General features: G+C 72.8%; 13 protein-coding genes. 8 read left to right on the top strand and 5 right to left on the bottom strand.

What is annotated here, in order from left to right; all coding sequences use genetic code 11:
* Nucleotides 1–199: 199 nt before the first annotated feature.
* On the top strand, nucleotides 200–1,321 hold the full coding sequence (locus AQJ64_RS08680; protein WP_079061543.1) for a M23 family metallopeptidase: 1,122 nt from the start codon (nucleotides 200–202) through the stop codon (nucleotides 1,319–1,321).
* Here the strand turns inward: AQJ64_RS08680 and AQJ64_RS08675 are convergent.
* The gene (locus tag AQJ64_RS08675) at nucleotides 1,282–3,159 is read right to left on the bottom strand and encodes a peroxidase family protein (protein ID WP_055637445.1); all 1,878 of its coding nucleotides are present in this window, start codon (nucleotides 3,157–3,159) and stop codon (nucleotides 1,282–1,284) included. The two genes, AQJ64_RS08680 and AQJ64_RS08675, sit on opposite strands and share 40 nt — an antisense overlap.
* Before the next feature lie 129 nt (nucleotides 3,160–3,288).
* Nucleotides 3,289–4,215 (bottom strand): GNAT family N-acetyltransferase, encoded by a 927-nt coding sequence (locus tag AQJ64_RS08670; protein ID WP_055637446.1) that lies wholly within the window; start codon nucleotides 4,213–4,215, stop codon nucleotides 3,289–3,291.
* A gap of 177 nt (nucleotides 4,216–4,392) precedes the next feature.
* On the opposite strand from AQJ64_RS08670, the gene AQJ64_RS08665 reads away from it, so the two are divergent.
* Nucleotides 4,393–5,127, top strand: coding sequence for an FAD binding domain-containing protein (locus AQJ64_RS08665; RefSeq protein WP_055637447.1), 735 nt, complete (start codon nucleotides 4,393–4,395; stop codon nucleotides 5,125–5,127).
* 4 nt (nucleotides 5,128–5,131) lie between these two features.
* Here AQJ64_RS08665 and AQJ64_RS08660 read toward each other — a convergent pair whose 3' ends face one another.
* Both AQJ64_RS08660 and AQJ64_RS08655 read right to left on the bottom strand, forming a co-directional pair.
* A complete protein-coding gene (locus AQJ64_RS08660; RefSeq protein ID WP_059202543.1) occupies nucleotides 5,132–6,178 on the bottom strand; it encodes a DUF6745 domain-containing protein in 1,047 nt (348 codons plus the stop codon).
* Between the two features lie 62 nt (nucleotides 6,179–6,240).
* Complete coding sequence (locus tag AQJ64_RS08655; RefSeq protein WP_059202542.1) at nucleotides 6,241–6,567, bottom strand: hypothetical protein; 327 nt, start codon at nucleotides 6,565–6,567, stop codon at nucleotides 6,241–6,243.
* A gap of 183 nt (nucleotides 6,568–6,750) precedes the next feature.
* Between AQJ64_RS08655 and AQJ64_RS08650 the strand changes: the two genes are divergently transcribed.
* The 6 genes from AQJ64_RS08650 to AQJ64_RS08625 are packed head-to-tail and all read left to right on the top strand — an operon-like array spanning nucleotide 6,751 to nucleotide 12,820.
* Nucleotides 6,751–7,704 carry an STM4015 family protein gene (locus tag AQJ64_RS08650; protein WP_059202541.1) on the top strand — a complete coding sequence of 318 codons (954 nt, stop codon included), beginning with the start codon at nucleotides 6,751–6,753 and terminating at the stop codon, nucleotides 7,702–7,704.
* On the top strand, nucleotides 7,701–8,843 hold the full coding sequence (locus tag AQJ64_RS08645) for an STM4014 family protein (RefSeq protein WP_099054019.1): 1,143 nt from the start codon (nucleotides 7,701–7,703) through the stop codon (nucleotides 8,841–8,843). Before AQJ64_RS08650 ends, AQJ64_RS08645 begins: the two co-directional genes overlap by 4 nt.
* Before the next feature lie 16 nt (nucleotides 8,844–8,859).
* Nucleotides 8,860–9,675: an STM4013/SEN3800 family hydrolase gene (locus AQJ64_RS08640; protein ID WP_169809744.1), complete on the top strand. Its 816-nt coding sequence runs from the start codon at nucleotides 8,860–8,862 to the stop codon at nucleotides 9,673–9,675.
* Nucleotides 9,672–11,003: an STM4012 family radical SAM protein gene (locus tag AQJ64_RS08635; protein WP_055635511.1), complete on the top strand. Its 1,332-nt coding sequence runs from the start codon at nucleotides 9,672–9,674 to the stop codon at nucleotides 11,001–11,003. The genes AQJ64_RS08640 and AQJ64_RS08635 overlap by 4 nt, the downstream gene beginning before the upstream one ends.
* Nucleotides 11,004–11,012: 9 nt before the next feature.
* Nucleotides 11,013–11,936 carry an STM4011 family radical SAM protein gene (locus AQJ64_RS08630; RefSeq protein WP_055635510.1) on the top strand — a complete coding sequence of 308 codons (924 nt, stop codon included), beginning with the start codon at nucleotides 11,013–11,015 and terminating at the stop codon, nucleotides 11,934–11,936.
* Nucleotides 11,933–12,820, top strand: a complete 888-nt coding sequence (locus AQJ64_RS08625; protein WP_157880998.1) for a hypothetical protein — start codon at nucleotides 11,933–11,935, stop codon at nucleotides 12,818–12,820. Before AQJ64_RS08630 ends, AQJ64_RS08625 begins: the two co-directional genes overlap by 4 nt.
* A 78-nt stretch (nucleotides 12,821–12,898) precedes the next feature.
* On the opposite strand, the gene AQJ64_RS08620 is transcribed toward AQJ64_RS08625, so the two are convergent.
* Nucleotides 12,899–14,920, bottom strand: a complete 2,022-nt coding sequence (locus AQJ64_RS08620; RefSeq protein ID WP_055635508.1) for an RICIN domain-containing protein — start codon at nucleotides 14,918–14,920, stop codon at nucleotides 12,899–12,901.
* Nucleotides 14,921–14,979 lie beyond the last annotated feature (59 nt).

Genomic DNA, 14,979 nt, shown 5'->3' with positions numbered 1-14,979 from the left:
TCCTTCCGCACGCGGACGACGGCCGGCATCCGAGGTCCGGGCCTGTGGCGGCTCTTTCTACCAAGGCCCCCGGCAGGACACCGCCGACCGGTTCTGCCCCTGCGGGCAGCGGTTCTGCCCTCGCGTCCGCTGACACCGGCCCGGCCGCGGGCTACCGTCCGCCCGTGAACAACTGCACACTCCCCGCGGAGCCCTCCGCGTGAGCGAAGAGCACGCCGTCGACACCCCCGTACGGGACACCGGGTCCGGAGCACCGACGCAGACCCCGCCGCCCCCCTCACCCCGCCGGCGCGGTCCCGGCCCCGTCGTCTTCCTCGTCCTGCCGGGCCTGCTCACCCTCTCCGCCGTCGCCGGAGTCCTGGCCCTGACCGGCGGACTCCCCGACGACTGGACACCGGGAGGCGGCACCCAGCAGGACGCGGTGGCCGGCGTCAACGACACCTACGGCCCCTGGCTGCGCAAGGCCGCCGACGCCTGCTCCGTCGTCACACCGTCCGTCCTCGCCGCCCAGATCGACCAGCTCACCGGCTGGGACAACGCCACGGCCGGTGCCTCCGGCGGGCAGGGCATCGCGGCCTTCACCGACGCCCAGTGGCGGACCTGGGGCAAGGACGACGACGGCAACGGCACGTCCTCGCCCGGCGATCCGGCCGACGCGATCATGGCGCTCGGCCGCCAGGACTGCTCCCTCGCCCGAAAGGTCACCGACCTGAGAACCGACGGAACCGTCAACGGGGACCTGGTCGACCTCACCCTCGCCGCCTACGCCGTCGGCACGGACGCCGTGGAGAAGGCGGGACGCGTCCCCGCCGACGCGACGACCTACCTCACCGAGGTCAAGGCCCTGTTCGCGAAGTACGCCGAGTTCGACCGGGAGGACCCGAGCGGCGGCGCGGCGGGCGCCCAGGCCGACGCCATCCTCGCCCCGCCCGTCACCACCCTCACCATCACCTCCCCCTACGGCTCCCGCAAACACCCCCTCACCGGCGTCACCAAGCTCCACACCGGCGTGGACTTCGGCGCACCCCAGGGCGCCCAGGTCTCCGCGGCCCGCGCGGGCACGGTCGTCTTCGCGGCCCTGACCAAGGCCTACGGCAACCGGGTCGTCGTCGACCACGGCACCATCGAGGGCAAGCGGCTGCAGACGACGTACAGCCATCTCTCCCGGATCGACGTCACCGTGGGCCAGGGAGTGCAGACCGGCACGCCGGTCGGACGGGTCGGCTCCACCGGCCTCTCCACCGGCCCCCATCTGCACTTCGAGGTGATCTACGACGGCTACTACACCGACCCGCAGCCCTGGCTGTCGTCCAGCGGCTGACCGGCGGTGCGCCACGGCACGAAGGCGTTCGTCAGGCCCGCCAGCGCGGTGCGCAGCTCCGGGTGGTGGCGCAGCAGCACCGTGATCATGCTGTTGTCGTCGATCCAGGCCAGACCGGCCCGGGAGTACACCTCGGGCGTGTAGTACTCGGTGAAGAAGCGGTCGCTGTTCAGCCGGCGCGAGGCCATCAGGACGAAGATGCGGAACGCCGTGTCGCTGAAGGCGAATCCGGCCGGGCGGCGCTCCGCGTACAGCCCGACCATCAGGTCGACCTTCTCGAGGTCGCCGTCGTAGAGCAGCTCGATCTGCCGCGCCCACTCCGGGTCGTCCGTCAGTTCGGCGAAGCTCCCGGGCGGCTTCAGGCGCAGCAGCCGCCGGAACTCGTTGTAGCGTGGGACGCCCAGCTCGCGGGAGCGCAGGATGTCGGTGGCGGCGAGGTCCTGAAGACGGCCGTCGGGGCGCTCGAACTCCTGGAGGAACCGCGGGAAGTTGTGCAGGGTGACCAGCCCGGGGTGCAGGGTGCCGAAGCTGTAGAGCAGATCCGCCATGTCCGTGGTCTCCAGGACCTTCAGGGCCCCCGGTCCCGAGATGTCCCGCAGGGTGCAGTGGCGCAGCGTCCCGTCGTCGGCGGCGGAGCGCAGCGGCCACTCGTCCCGGATCAGCGGATGCATCCGGTAGACCGCGACGAACTCCTCGGTGAGGGAGTACGGCACGCCGTAGTGGTCGGTCCGGCCGCCGGGGATGCCGCTCACGACCTCGCTGCCGCTGATCCGGCCGAACAGCCGGTGGACCCGCTCGCCCGCGAGACCCCACCAGTTGGCGTGCATGGCCGTCACGGTGGTCGGGTGGCTGATCACGGCCGGTGTCCACTCCACGGTGTGGATCTTGGCCAGCAGTGCCGCGTTGACCAGCCGGGCCCGCTGGAACAGCTCCTCGTCGCCCCACGAGGGGTACGCGCCGTGGAGGTGGTCGCAGATCGCGTTGTGCTCCCGGGCGAACAGGTTCTGCATCATCGCGAGCCCCAGCCAGAAGCCCGGCACCCGGGAGGGATCGCGCGAGGGGTCCGAGGGGAACGGGGACCGCTCGTCGTCCCACAGACGCACCCGGCCCCGCTCGCCGGTGCGCATCAGACGCTGCTCCGTCTCGTTCGAGCCGTAGATCTGCGAGGCGTCCCACCAGTGGGAGGAGACGTTGATCCGGGTGTCGGGCGTCCCGGCGGGTGCCGCGGGGTCGCGGGTCGGGTCGTCCGGCGTCCGCATGATCCGCATCGGGCGCTCCGGCCACGGGTCGTCGTCCAGGAGCGGCACCTCCCAGGGCCGGTCGGTGGGGCTCGTACCGTGGCTGAACCAGTCCCGGATCATGAACTGGAGCCAGGCGGCGACCAGGGAGTTGACCGACTCCGCCGGGGTCATCGCCTCGCGGGTGAGCAGCATGCGGCTGACCTCGCGCGGACTCGGCCGCGACAGGACGTCCTCGGGCGTGGCCGGGGCGATCCGGTCCAGCGGGATGTTCCGGCCGAAGCGGGTGCCCGCCATGCCCATCCGCGGGTCGCCGAGGTCGTTGTGGCTGCCGTCCGCGGTCCGGTCGACGCGGTGCCGCTCGGACGGGGGCGCCGGATCGGGCGGACCGACCGAGGGGAGCCGGCCGGTGTCGTGGAGGTTCCTGCGCCGCAGCCCGACGCGCAGTCCGAGCAGCGTCGCCAGGCCCGGCGGCACGGGCAGCCTGTCCCAGCCGATCCGCCGGTCGAGGAACTGGGCGCCGCCGGTGACGATCCGCCAGGGCAGCGAGCTGCGGTATCCGGCCGGGGAACGCCGTGCGGCGCGTCGTTGCCTGCTCATCGCGGTACCCCACGGGGAAGGAGGACCCCCCTGTGAACACCCGCCTTCCATGCTATGAAGGCCGTCGGCCGCCTGCACCTCGGGAGCGCGCCCGCAGGCAAGTTGAATCCTCCACGGCCTGCTGCCGGTTCAGCGCAGGACGGCCTCCCAGGTGTCGACCGCGTAGTGCACGCCCATCCCGTTGCGGGCGTACAGCTCCGGGGCGCCCGTGGCGTTGGAGGTGTCCACGCCGAGCCCCACGGTGTCCCGGCCCCGGGCGGCGAAGGCCGCGAAGGCGTGCCGCAGCAGCAGCCCGGCGAGCCCGCGTCCCCGGGCCTCGCGCAGCACACCGAGGCTGCGGATCCAGCCCATCGCCTCACGGTCGTCGCGGGCCAGCAGGAACCCGGCGTCCCCGAGCTCGTCCGTGCCGACGATCCACACCAGCGACCAGTCGAGCCCCTCGGCGTCCACGTCGTGCAGCCACTGCTCGTAGCCGCGCGGCTGGAAGTCGAAGTGCTCCGCGAACGTGGCCTGGTACAGCTCGTGCACCCGCCCGCGGTCCGCCTCGGTGGCGCACGGGCGCAGCCGCACCCCGGCGGGCAGCGCCGGCGCCCGGTCCCCGGCCGGGTCCACCGCCCGGCGCAGCACGTGATAGCGCCGTACGACGGACCAGCCGCGTTCCGTCAGCAGCGAGGTGTCCAGCGTGGGCGCGATGTTGAGGTGCAGATGCACCACGGCGCGCCCGGCGCCGTTCTCCCGGGCCCGCTCCAGCGCCCGCGCCTCCATCGCCTCGAGGACGAGCCGTCCCGCGTCCTGCCGGTCGGGCAGGACGTAGTGGTCGATGTCGACGCGCTCGCCGCCCGACTCGTCCCACAGCAGCCCGTAGGCCACCAGCCGGTCGCCGGCGAAGGCGAGCCAGGAGTCCCGCTCCAGATCGGTCTCGGGATGCTTCAGATCGGCCTCGACGGTGTGCAGATCCGTCTCGGGCCGGCCGATCTCGATCAGGTCGACGGCGTTGAGCAGTTCGGTCACGGCGGGCGCGTCGGCGAGAGTGGCGGGGCGCAGGACATAGGACATGGGGCAAGGGTCGGCAGCGGCGGGACCGGCCGCAACGCATTTTGCCCTGGCACCGAGTGCCGCCATGAGCCCTGTATGCGCCCCCGTGTGCCTGGGCAGAATCCGTTCTGCCGTTGATCACACGGGGGAGTGACACGTGTCTCCCCTCGAACTACCCGGGAAGGCAGGTCGGTTGTCGTGCAGTTGCGTCTTCCCTCCTCCATATCCGACGCCCAGCGCTGTCTGGCCGAGGGGGCGATACCGATCGGCGGGGCCACACTGGTGTGGGCCGCCTGGCAACGGGACGGCTTCCCGGAAAAGGCGGTGTCCCTGCGTCATGTGCCGGAGGCGAACGTCGTCGGTTCCGAGGAACTCGGCGGGGCCGTGCTGCTGCACCGCGTCGACGCCACCGTGCCCGAGGTGCTGCACCGGGCGGCCTCCGGCATCGGCACCGGCGCGGTGCGCCGGACCGCCACCGTCGGCGGCAACATCGTCGGCAGCACCCTGCGCTGTCTGCTCCCCGCGGCCCTGGTCCTGGACGCCCGCGCCACGGTCCTGGAACCCGGCAACGTGTACGACACCGATCTCGGCGAGCTGGTGGCCAAGCGTCCGCTGCTGCTCGGCCTGCGCTGGCGCACCCCGCTGGTCAGCGGCTACCGCAAGGTGGAGGGCGACGCGGGCGGCCCGCCCCCGCTCGTCGTGGCCGCCGCGGTGCACGCGGACGGCGACAGCGACGGCAACGGTCCGCGACAGCTGCGGGTGGCCGTACGCGAGGGCTACGAGGTGCTCAGCGAGAGCACCCCCTTCGACAGGGACGCCGACCAGGTGCTGCACGCCCTGGAGCGGACCGACCTCGCCGCGCTGCCCGCCGCGGCCAGGGAACACCTCCGCGCACAGGTCACGGACGTGCTGGTCCGCACGGGCGAGGTCTGAGGCCTCACGTCTCCAGCAGCGGCCGATACCCGTCCGCCGCCAGTCCGAACGTCCAGGCGACCCCCTCCCGTGCCGTCCGGGTCGACGGCGGGACCCGCAGCCAGTAGGTGCGCCGGGTGCCGTCCGGCTCCGGCGTGGAGTTGACGACCTCCACCATCACCACGGGCTCGTCGTCCGCGAGGTCGATCCGCCACAGGATGCCCGTCCCGTCCCGGTGGACGGGGCGGGCACCGGAGTCCGCCAGATAACGGTCGTAGCCGTAGTACTCCAGCATCACCCGGCGCAGTTCGGCGTTCTCCTCGGCGCGGATCCGCTCCGGGGTGAGCGAGGGCAGCTCCGCCAGGAAATCGGCCGGCACCGGCATGCCCCGCCAGGCGTACAGGGCGAAGCCGTCGGGGTAGGCGAGCGCCGGGCCGTCGCCGTGGTCGAGCCGGCCCGCCTCGTCGCGGTGCAGGGCCACCGGCCGCTCCGACACCACCGCCACCCGCGCGAACGGCCACCACCAGCCCGCGTTGCGGGACACCGTGGCCAGCCCGTCGAGCGGACCGCCGTCGGTGGCGAACGCGGCGAGCCACGGCGCGTCGTGCTGCCCCAGCACCGCGTCCAGCAGGACCAGCCGTATCCGCGCGGCCTCCTTGCCCGTGTCCCCGCCCGCCAGTTCCTCCAGGAGCCCGGTCCGGATCCGGTCCACCAGGGCCTGGGTGGAGTCCCACAGCCGGCCACCGGTGGCCGCCCAGTGCGCAGGCCAGCCCGCCGTGCCCAACTCCGCGTGCAGCAGCTGCCGCTCCTGCGCCCAGGGGGCACTGCGCACGGTCTCGCGCACGCTCGGGCCCGTGTCCGTCATCGCCCGGATCAGCGTCACCGCCTCGCGCGGCGAGCCCGCCCACACCACCCGCTCCGGCTCGGCCAGCCCGGCCTGCCGGTAGGCCCGGCGCACACCGGCCTCGGCCGCCGCCCGGTCGGCGGGACCGGTCGCCGTGGCGCACGCCCGCCAGGCGGCGAGATTCTCGTCGGAGGCCACTGCCGTCACCTGCACACCCGTCGTCGTCATCGGTCTTTCCCCCACTCCCTGTCCAGCCCGGCTCAGCCCTGTCCCGCCCTGTCCAGCCCTGTTCAGTCCGCGACGATCCGCACGGACCCCGGCACGTACTCCCGCTGCCGGATCACCCGGTACCAGCCCTTCGGCAGGGCGATCACCGCGTGCTCCTCGTGCACCACCCGGCCGCCCTGCGGCAGATGCAGCAGCAGCGGCCCGAACGGCCCCGGCTCGCGCACCAGGTCACCCGGCCCCACCACGGCGTGGGCATGCCCGGTGACCTCGCCCAGCGCCAGCACCAGCCGACCCCGCCCGTCCCGCGTCTCGCGCGGCGCCTGTGCGACATGCGGCGGCACCGCCTCCGTGTCCACGGGCACGATCAGCACGTCTCCCTGCCGGTACATGGCTCTCCCCTCACCGCCTGGTGCACCTCGCACCGGCCTCATGACCACGACCGTACGGGCCGCCACTGACAACGCCCCGAACCCGCCCCGCAACCCCGCCCCCACCGACGGCCGTTGTCAGTGCCTGTTGGTACAACTGCGGGCATCAGGGATCGCACACGTTTTCCGCACAGGAGCAGTCGTATGTCCTACGCCACCCACCTCGTCTCGCTGTACGGGCTGCCCGTCTACTCCTTCCCGGGCCCCGACGCCCGCACCGACGACCTGCCCGACGCCGACGGCTTCGCCTGGCGGATCACCAGCGACGTCCACGACTCCGACGAGGCGTGGACGGCCGCCTTCGCCCGCTTCTGCGCCGCCGTCGACACCACCCGCGTACGGGCCCTGATCGTCGGACCCTGGCAGGAGGCGTACGACACCGACCCCACCGTCGTCGTCGACGCCCTGGTCGGCGCCCGGGACCGCTTCCCCGCGCTGCGCGCCCTGTTCGTGGGCGACATGGAGTCCGAGGAGTGCGAGATCTCCTGGATCAACCAGACCGACGTCACCCCGCTGCTCACGGCCTACCCCGCGCTGGAGGAACTGGGTGTGCGCGGCGGCTCCGGACTGGAGTTCCCCGCGGTGAGCCACGGCGCGCTGCGCAAGCTCGTCATCGAGACGGGCGGCCTGGGCGCCGAGGTGGTGCGCGGGGTCGGCGGCAGCGACCTGCCCGCCCTGGACCACCTCGACCTGTGGCTCGGCACCCCCGACTACGGCGGCGACAGCGAGATCACCGACCTGGAGCCCATCCTGTCCGGCGCCCGGCTGCCGCACCTGCGTCATCTGGCCCTGCGCAACAGCGAGATGCAGGACGCCGTCGCCGCGGCCGTCGCCTCCGCGCCGGTCGTCGCCCGTCTGGAGGTGCTGGACCTCTCCATGGGCATCCTGACCGACGAGGGCGCCGCCGCACTGCTCGGCGGCCAGCCGCTCACCCACCTCAAGAAGCTCGACCTGCACCACCACTACCTCACCGAGCCGCTCCAGGACCGCCTGCGCCAGACCCTGACGGGGGTCGAGCTGGACCTCGACCGCGACGACGCCGACGAGGACACCGAGGACGACGGCACCGTCTGGCGCTATGTCGCCGTGGGCGAGTGAGCACACCCCTCCCGCCGCGGCCGCGCCTCGCGGTGGTCGGCAACCCCGAGAACCGCCGCGTCGCCCTCTTCGGCGACGCGGTGCTGGCGGCCGGCCTGCCCGCCCCGCGGATCGTCCCCTGGACGGACGTCCTGCGCGACGGTGGAGCCGACTTCGCCGCCGACGAGACCGTCCGCGTCGACTCACCCGGGGAGAACACCGAGGTCGACCGGCTCCTGCGGGGCGCCGGGGACCCCACCCGGGTCGAGGGCTCGGCCCGCTGGTACGCCCGCTTCACCGCCGCGGTGCGCACTCTGCGCGGCGGCCACCGCCTCGACGACCCGGACGACCTCGCCGTGCTGTTCGACAAACGCCGCTGCCACGCCGTCCTCGACGCCGCCGGGGTCCCCGTACCCCCCTCGCCGACCTCCGGCCCGGGCGCGGCCGAGGTGCGCGGCTGGGACGACGTACGGGCGCTGATGCGCGAGCACCGGATGCACCGGCTGTTCGTGAAACCCGCGCACGGGTCGTCCGCGTCCGGCGTCCTCGCCGTCGAGGCGGGCGGCGGAGGCCGGATCAGGGCCACCACCTCGGTGGAGCTGGCCGTGGACGGCCGTCTGCACAACTCCCTCAAGGTGCGCCGCTACGAGAGCGAGCGTGACATCGCGGCCGTCGTCGACGCCCTCGCCCCGGACGGCCTGCACCTCGAACGCTGGCTGCCCAAGGCCTCCCAGGAGGGCCGCGCCGCCGATCTGCGGGTCGTCGTCGTGGCCGGCCGGGCCACCCACGCGGTGGTCCGCACCAGCCGCTCACCCATGACCAACCTCCACCTCGGCGGCAGCCGCGGCGACCTCGAGGCCGTCCGCCGGTCCTTCGAGGCGGCGGGCACCCGCTGGGCCGACGTCCTCGGGGTGTGCGAGCGGGCCGCGGCCTGCTTCCCGCGCACCCTGTGCGTCGGCGTCGACCTGCTCCCGGCCGTCGGCTGGCGCAGGGCCGCCGTCGGCGAGGTCAACGCCTTCGGTGACCTGCTGCCCCGGCTGACCGGCCTGCCCGGCAGCGGCGCCGAGGGACTGGACACCTACGGCGCCCAGGTGGCCGCCGTACTGCACGACCGGCACGACCGGCACGACCGGCACGACAGAGGAACACCCCATGCCTGAAACCGACATGCCCGACATGAAGGACGTCGTCGGCCGTCACGACATCCTCCTGGTCACCCTCGACACCCTGCGGTACGACGTGGCCGTGGAGCTGGCGGCGGCGGGCCGCATCCCGCACCTCGCCCGGCATCTCCCCGGCGGACGCTGGGAGGAGCGGCACGCCCCGGGCAGCTTCACCTACGCCTCCCACCAGGCGATCTTCGCGGGCTTCCTGCCGACCCCGGCCGCCCCCGGCCCGCACCCGCGTCTGTTCGCGGCGGGCTTCGCGGGCAGCGAGACCACCGCCGACGGCACCTTCGTCTACGACACCCCGGACCTGGTCTCCGGCCTGGCGAAGGCCGGCTACCACACCGTGTGCGTCGGAGGCGTGGGCTTCTTCAACAAACAGGGCCCGCTCGGCTCGGTGCTGCCCGGACTCTTCCACGAGTCCCACTGGGCACCGGAGTTCGGCGTCACCTCACCGCACTCCTTCGAGAACCAGATCGCCTGCGTGGAACGGGTCATCGGCGAACTCCCGTCCGACCAGAGGCTGTTCCTCTTCGTCAACGTCTCCGCCCTGCACCAGCCGAACTGGTTCCATCTGCCCGGTGCGACCCGCGAGGCCGGCGACACCCGCGAGACCCACGCCGCCGCCCTGGAGTACGTCGACCGGCACATCGGCCGGCTCCTCACCGCCGCGAGCAGCCGACGCCCCTGCTTCGCGATCGTCTGCTCCGACCACGGCACCGCCTACGGCGACGACGGCTACACCGGCCACCGCCTCGGCCACGCGTCCGTGTGGACCGTGCCGTACGCCCACTTCTTCCTGGACCCGGCGGAGGCCGCCCGATGACCACCGCGACCGCGGCAACCCCCTACCAGCACTACGTCTACGCCTACCCCCACAAGACGGCCTACCGGAAGCTCACGGACCGGCCGACGCTGAGGAGCCTCTGGGCGGCCGAGCCCAAGGACGCCCTCTCCCTCTACCTGCACATACCGTTCTGCGAGGTCCGCTGCGGCTTCTGCAACCTCTTCACCCGCATCGGCGCCCCCGACGGCCTCACCGGCGCCTATCTCGACGCCCTGGACCGCCAGGCCACGGCCGTGCGCGAGGCCCTCGGTGACACCGACGTCGTCCGCTTCGCCACGGCCGCCTTCGGCGGCGGCACCCCCACCTTCCTCACCGCCGCCGAGCTGGAGCGGCTCTGCGACATCGCCGAGCACCGGATGGGCGCCGACCTGCGCGCGGTCCCGCTGTCCGTCGAGGCATCGCCGGCCACCGCCACCGCCGACCGGCTCGCCGTCCTGGCCGAGCGCGGCGCCACCCGGCTCAGCCTGGGCGTCCAGAGCTTCGTCGAGACCGAGGCCCGGGCCGCCGTGCGCCCGCAGCGCCGCGCCGACGTCGAGAGCGCCCTCGCCCGCATCCGCGACGCGCGCATCCCGGTCCTCAACATCGACCTCATCTACGGCATCGACGGCCAGACCGAGCGGAGCTGGCTGCACTCCCTGGACGCCGCCCTCGCCTGGCAGCCCGAGGAGCTCTACCTCTACCCGCTCTACGTCCGCCCCCTCACCGGCCTCGACCGGCGCGCCGCGACCGGCCCCGACCCGGCCTGGGACGAGCAGCGTCTGACCCTGTACCGGACCGGCCGCGACCACCTCCTCGCGCACGGCTACACCCAGCAGTCCATGCGGATGTTCCGCCGCGCCGACGCCCCGCCCCAGGGCGCCGACGACTACGCCTGCCAGACCGACGGCATGATCGGCCTGGGCTGCGGAGCCCGCTCCTACACCGCCGGACTGCACTACTCCTTCGACTACGCGGTCGGTATGCACGAGATCCGCGGCATCATCGACGACTACGTCACCGCCACCGACTTCACACACGCCGAGGTCGGCCACCCCATGACCCCCGACGAGTCCCGCCGCCGGCACCTGCTGCAGTCCCTCCTCCAGGCCGAGGGACTCGGGGTCGCGGACTACCGCGCCCGCTTCGGCGGCACCCCCGCCGAGGACTTCGGCCCGGAACTCGCCGGGTTCGCCGACCGGGGCTGGCTGACGGAGGACGCCCGGCTCGTGCGGCTCACCGCCGAGGGCCTCGCCCACTCCGACGCCATCGGCCCCGAGCTGTTCTCCCCGGCCGTGCGCGCCGCCATGGCCGCCTACGAGAGGAAGTGACGGGCCGCCATGGACCTGACCCTCCTGTACCGGGGCCCGCTCGCCTCCTGCGACTACGACTGCCCCTACTGCCCGTTCGCCAAGCGCCGCGACTCCACCGCCCAACTGCGCGCCGACCGCGCCGCGCTGGAACGGTTCGCGGCCTGGGCCACCGCCCGGACCGACGACCGGCTCTCCCTCCTGTTCACCCCGTGGGGAGAGGGCCTGGTCCGCTCCTGGTACCGGCGCACCCTGACCGAGCTGTCCCATCTGCCGCACATCCGCCGGGTCGCCATCCAGACCAACCTCAGCTGCCGGACCGACTGGCTCGCCGACGCCGACCCCCGGACGCTGGCCCTGTGGTGCACGTACCACCCGGGCCAGACCCCCTACGACCGCTTCCTCACCAAGTGCCACGACCTCGCCGACCGGGGCATCCGCTTCAGCGTCGGTGTCGTCGGCCTGCCCGGCCACCTCGAAGCGGCCCGCCGGCTGCGCGCCGACCTGCCCGAGCACGTCTATCTGTGGATCAACGCGGCCGAGGGCCACACCTACACCGACCCCGAGGCCGAGGACTGGACCGCCCTCGACCCGCTGTTCCCGTACAGCCGCCATCCGCACACCAGCGCCGGACTGCCCTGCCGCACCGGTGAGTCGGTGATCTCGGTCGACGGCGAGGGCACGGTCCGCCGCTGCCACTTCGTCCCCGCCGAACTCGGCAACCTCTACGACGGCACCTACCGCACCGCCCTGCGCCCCCGCGCCTGCCCCCTCGCCGTCTGCGACTGCCACATCGGCTACGTCCACCTGGAGACCCTGCCGCTGTACGACGTGTTCGCGGGCGGCGTCCTGGAACGCATTCCGGCGGCCGCCCCGGGGACGTCCGGGCGGGTCGGCCGGGTCGGCCGGGCACATTCCGCGGGGCCCTTGCCGCCGGTCATACTTCCGGCATGACGACTCCGCGAGATCCAGGGACACCGGCCGCCCGGCCGCTGAGCGCGAGCACCCGGTGGTCGCGACTGGAGTTCGACGGACACGCCGTCACCCATACGCTGCGTGCCTGGCCCATCCCCTGGGGGCGCACCACGCGGATGCCGCTGGAGGAGCTGCTGATCCTCGACATCCCGCGACGACCCAAGGACCGGGACAACATGCCGCCCGAGGTGCACACCCTCGTGCTGCACCGGGACGACGCGGGTTGGCTGCGCACCGTGCACATCACGCTGGGGAAGACGGGGCGTGCCCTGCGCCTCTTCCGCTGGTTCGCGAACTGTGTGAACGAGGCGCTCACCGAGCAGGCGCGGCTCATCCTGGCGGCCCGTGATCCTGCCGCGCCGCAGGTTCCGGACGCCCCGGACGACCGCTACGCCACATGGCTGACGCGGCTGCTGCAGGACTCCCCGACCGGCCCCCACAGTGACGGGGCGGCAACGACCTCTCCCCGTCCGGGCGACATGTTGCTCCACGAACTGCTCCGGGACGGCCTGCTCGCCGAGTGGTGGCGCTCGCTGCGCACGCCGCCGACGCCACTGGACTGGGCACCGCGGGCCGACGTCCTGCTGAGCTGGAGCCATGAGATGTACTACGACCGTTTCCGGCCCAGCGCGGCGTGGGACCGGCACTTCGACAGAGCCGACTGGAGCCGGTTCCTGGGCGGAGCGAAACACCGGCTGCTCAAGGCGGCGGTCCGGCACGCCTACGACCATCCCGACCTGAGGCTCGAGGACCGGCCGTGGCCACTGCGTCGGCTGTGGAGGTGGGCGGGCTTCGACGAGTACCTCGTCGCACGGCACGCCCAGAGGCGGCTGGAGCTGATCAGGTACGGAGGACGCCCGTGAGAGCCCGGGCGACCGCGGAAGCGTGCCGCCCGCCGACGCGAAGGGGCGCGCGGCGGGCGGTGGCCCGGGCGGGGCGGGTTACGGCGTCACGTCCGTGACCCTCCACCTCTGGTTGGAGCCCGAGTTGGCAGTCCACGTGGTGACCGCCGCCCCCTCGTTGGTGGCCTGGCCGCCGACCTCGAGGAGTCGCCCGGTGGCGACATTGACCAGGGTCCATGTGCCGTCACCCGTGGTCGACATGATCCACTCCGTGGCCGGGTCCCGCTCGCCGGTGTCCGGCTCGACGACCGGCACGTTGTTGCGCACGGCGAGCCGCTTGCCCTCGGCCGGGTTGGCGAACACGTACCGCTGGCGGTTGCCCTTCTTGCCGTGGCGCGCGTCGAGCTGCCATTCCTGCGCGACCGTGCCGTTGGCCGAACCGATGACCAGGTTGGTGCCGTTGGCCCCGACGGTGACCGCCTTGCCGCTCTGCACACCGGTCAGCGTGTAGGAGTGGCCCTTGCTGAAGAGCCCCGCGTTCTTCGCGACACCCGAGACGCCCTTGACCGAGAAGGAGGTCACGGACTGGGCGGGCACGGTGTAGGTGGCCCTGCCGTCCACGACCTTCACCGGCGCCTGCTCCTGGAGCTTGCCGTCGGCGCTGGTCACGACCGGGGTGACGGTCGCGTTGCCCTTGATGGTGCGGAACTTCGACAGGTCGATGGTGACCGTACGGGCCGCGGTGGTGCTGTTGACGTGCACGAGCGAGGCGCCCTTGCCGTCCTTCGTCACGGCCGCGGCGCTGGAGGTGTCGTCCACCTTGATCAGCTTGTCGCCGGGCTTGATGAAGTGCGTGAAGTTACGGGCCGTGTCGAACTTGGTGTTGGTGTGGATCGGGCACGACTGGAGCGTGTCCGTGGAGGTGCAGCTGAACGGGAGCTGGATGGACCCCCAGTTGCCGCCCTTGGCGGACTCGCCGCCCGGCTTCATGTTGTCGTAGTCCTCGACCGGCTGCCAGAACACCCAGGCCTTGGGCTCCAGTTCGCGCAGGTCGTTGACGATCTGCTGGGCGAGGCCGAGGCCCGGGCGCATGTCGGTGAAGCTCTGCCCGTCGCCCCAGTCGCCCTCGACCTCGCTCATCCACAGCGGCTTGTCGGCGGCCTTGGCGAGGTCGCGCACGGTGGTGCGCTGCCCGGTTCCGTAGGTGTGGACGTTCATCTGGCCGACGGCGTCCTTGGAAGCCTGCGAGTAGGAGTTCCAGTTCGTCGCGAAGATGCCCGGGTTGGTCTCGTCCATCGCCGAGATGTCGGCCTTGACCTTGGCCTTCTTCAGCGCGGCGGGGAGCGCGGCGAGCACCTTCTGCTGGAGCTCGGGCCCGATGTGGGCGCCCTCCTGCCGGCCGCCGACGGGCTCGCCGTCCGAGCCCAGACGCGTGCTCCAGTAGCCGGTGTTGGGCTCGTTGAACGGGTCGATCGTGTCGACCTTGATGCCCTCGGACTTCTCCAGGAGCTTGGTCGCCCCGGCGAGATAGGCGGCGAAGTCGTCGACCGAGTCGGCCTTCAGCTGGTCGGCGTTGGCGTTGAACCCGCCGGAGACATACCCGCTGACGGTCATGAACCACGGCGGGGAGTTGCTGAACGTCTCCCAGTGGTCGATGTCGTTCTTGATGCGGTTCACCCACCAGCGCTGGGTGGCGTCGGCGTCCTTGTTCCAGTCCGCCCGGTCGTCCGCGCTCCACCAGTCGGTGTCCGTCCGGGTGGTGCCCGCGGGCGCCTTCCACCAGCCCTCGACCGCGCCGCCCGCGCGCAGATAGTCCTTGACGTCCGGCGCGTTGCCGCCGCCGATGTTGTAGCGGGCGATGTTCAGCGCGAGCCCGTCGTCGCCGAAGAGCAGCTTCGCGAGCTTCTCGCGGATCGCGGGCGGGTAGTCGCCGGTCGCGTTGGCGAACCAGACGAGGCTGGTGCCCCAGCCCTCGAACTTGTCCTGCTGGTACGACGGATCCGGCGTCACGGTGACGGCGGCGTCGGCCCGCGCCTGGGCGGGGACGCTCAGCAGAGCGGCCCCGGTGGCCAGGGCGGTCAGCGCGGCGGCCCCGAGGGACCGTCTGGTACGGCGTGCCATCAATGCTCCCAACTGCGGTGCGGTCGCTGTGGTGGCCCCTCCCACCGCGCGGGCAGGAA

It is taken from the genome of Streptomyces griseoruber (assembly GCF_001514205.1).
GTDB lineage: Bacteria > Actinomycetota > Actinomycetes > Streptomycetales > Streptomycetaceae > Streptomyces > Streptomyces griseoruber.
This window is presented reverse-complemented; position numbering and strand designations above follow the sequence as displayed.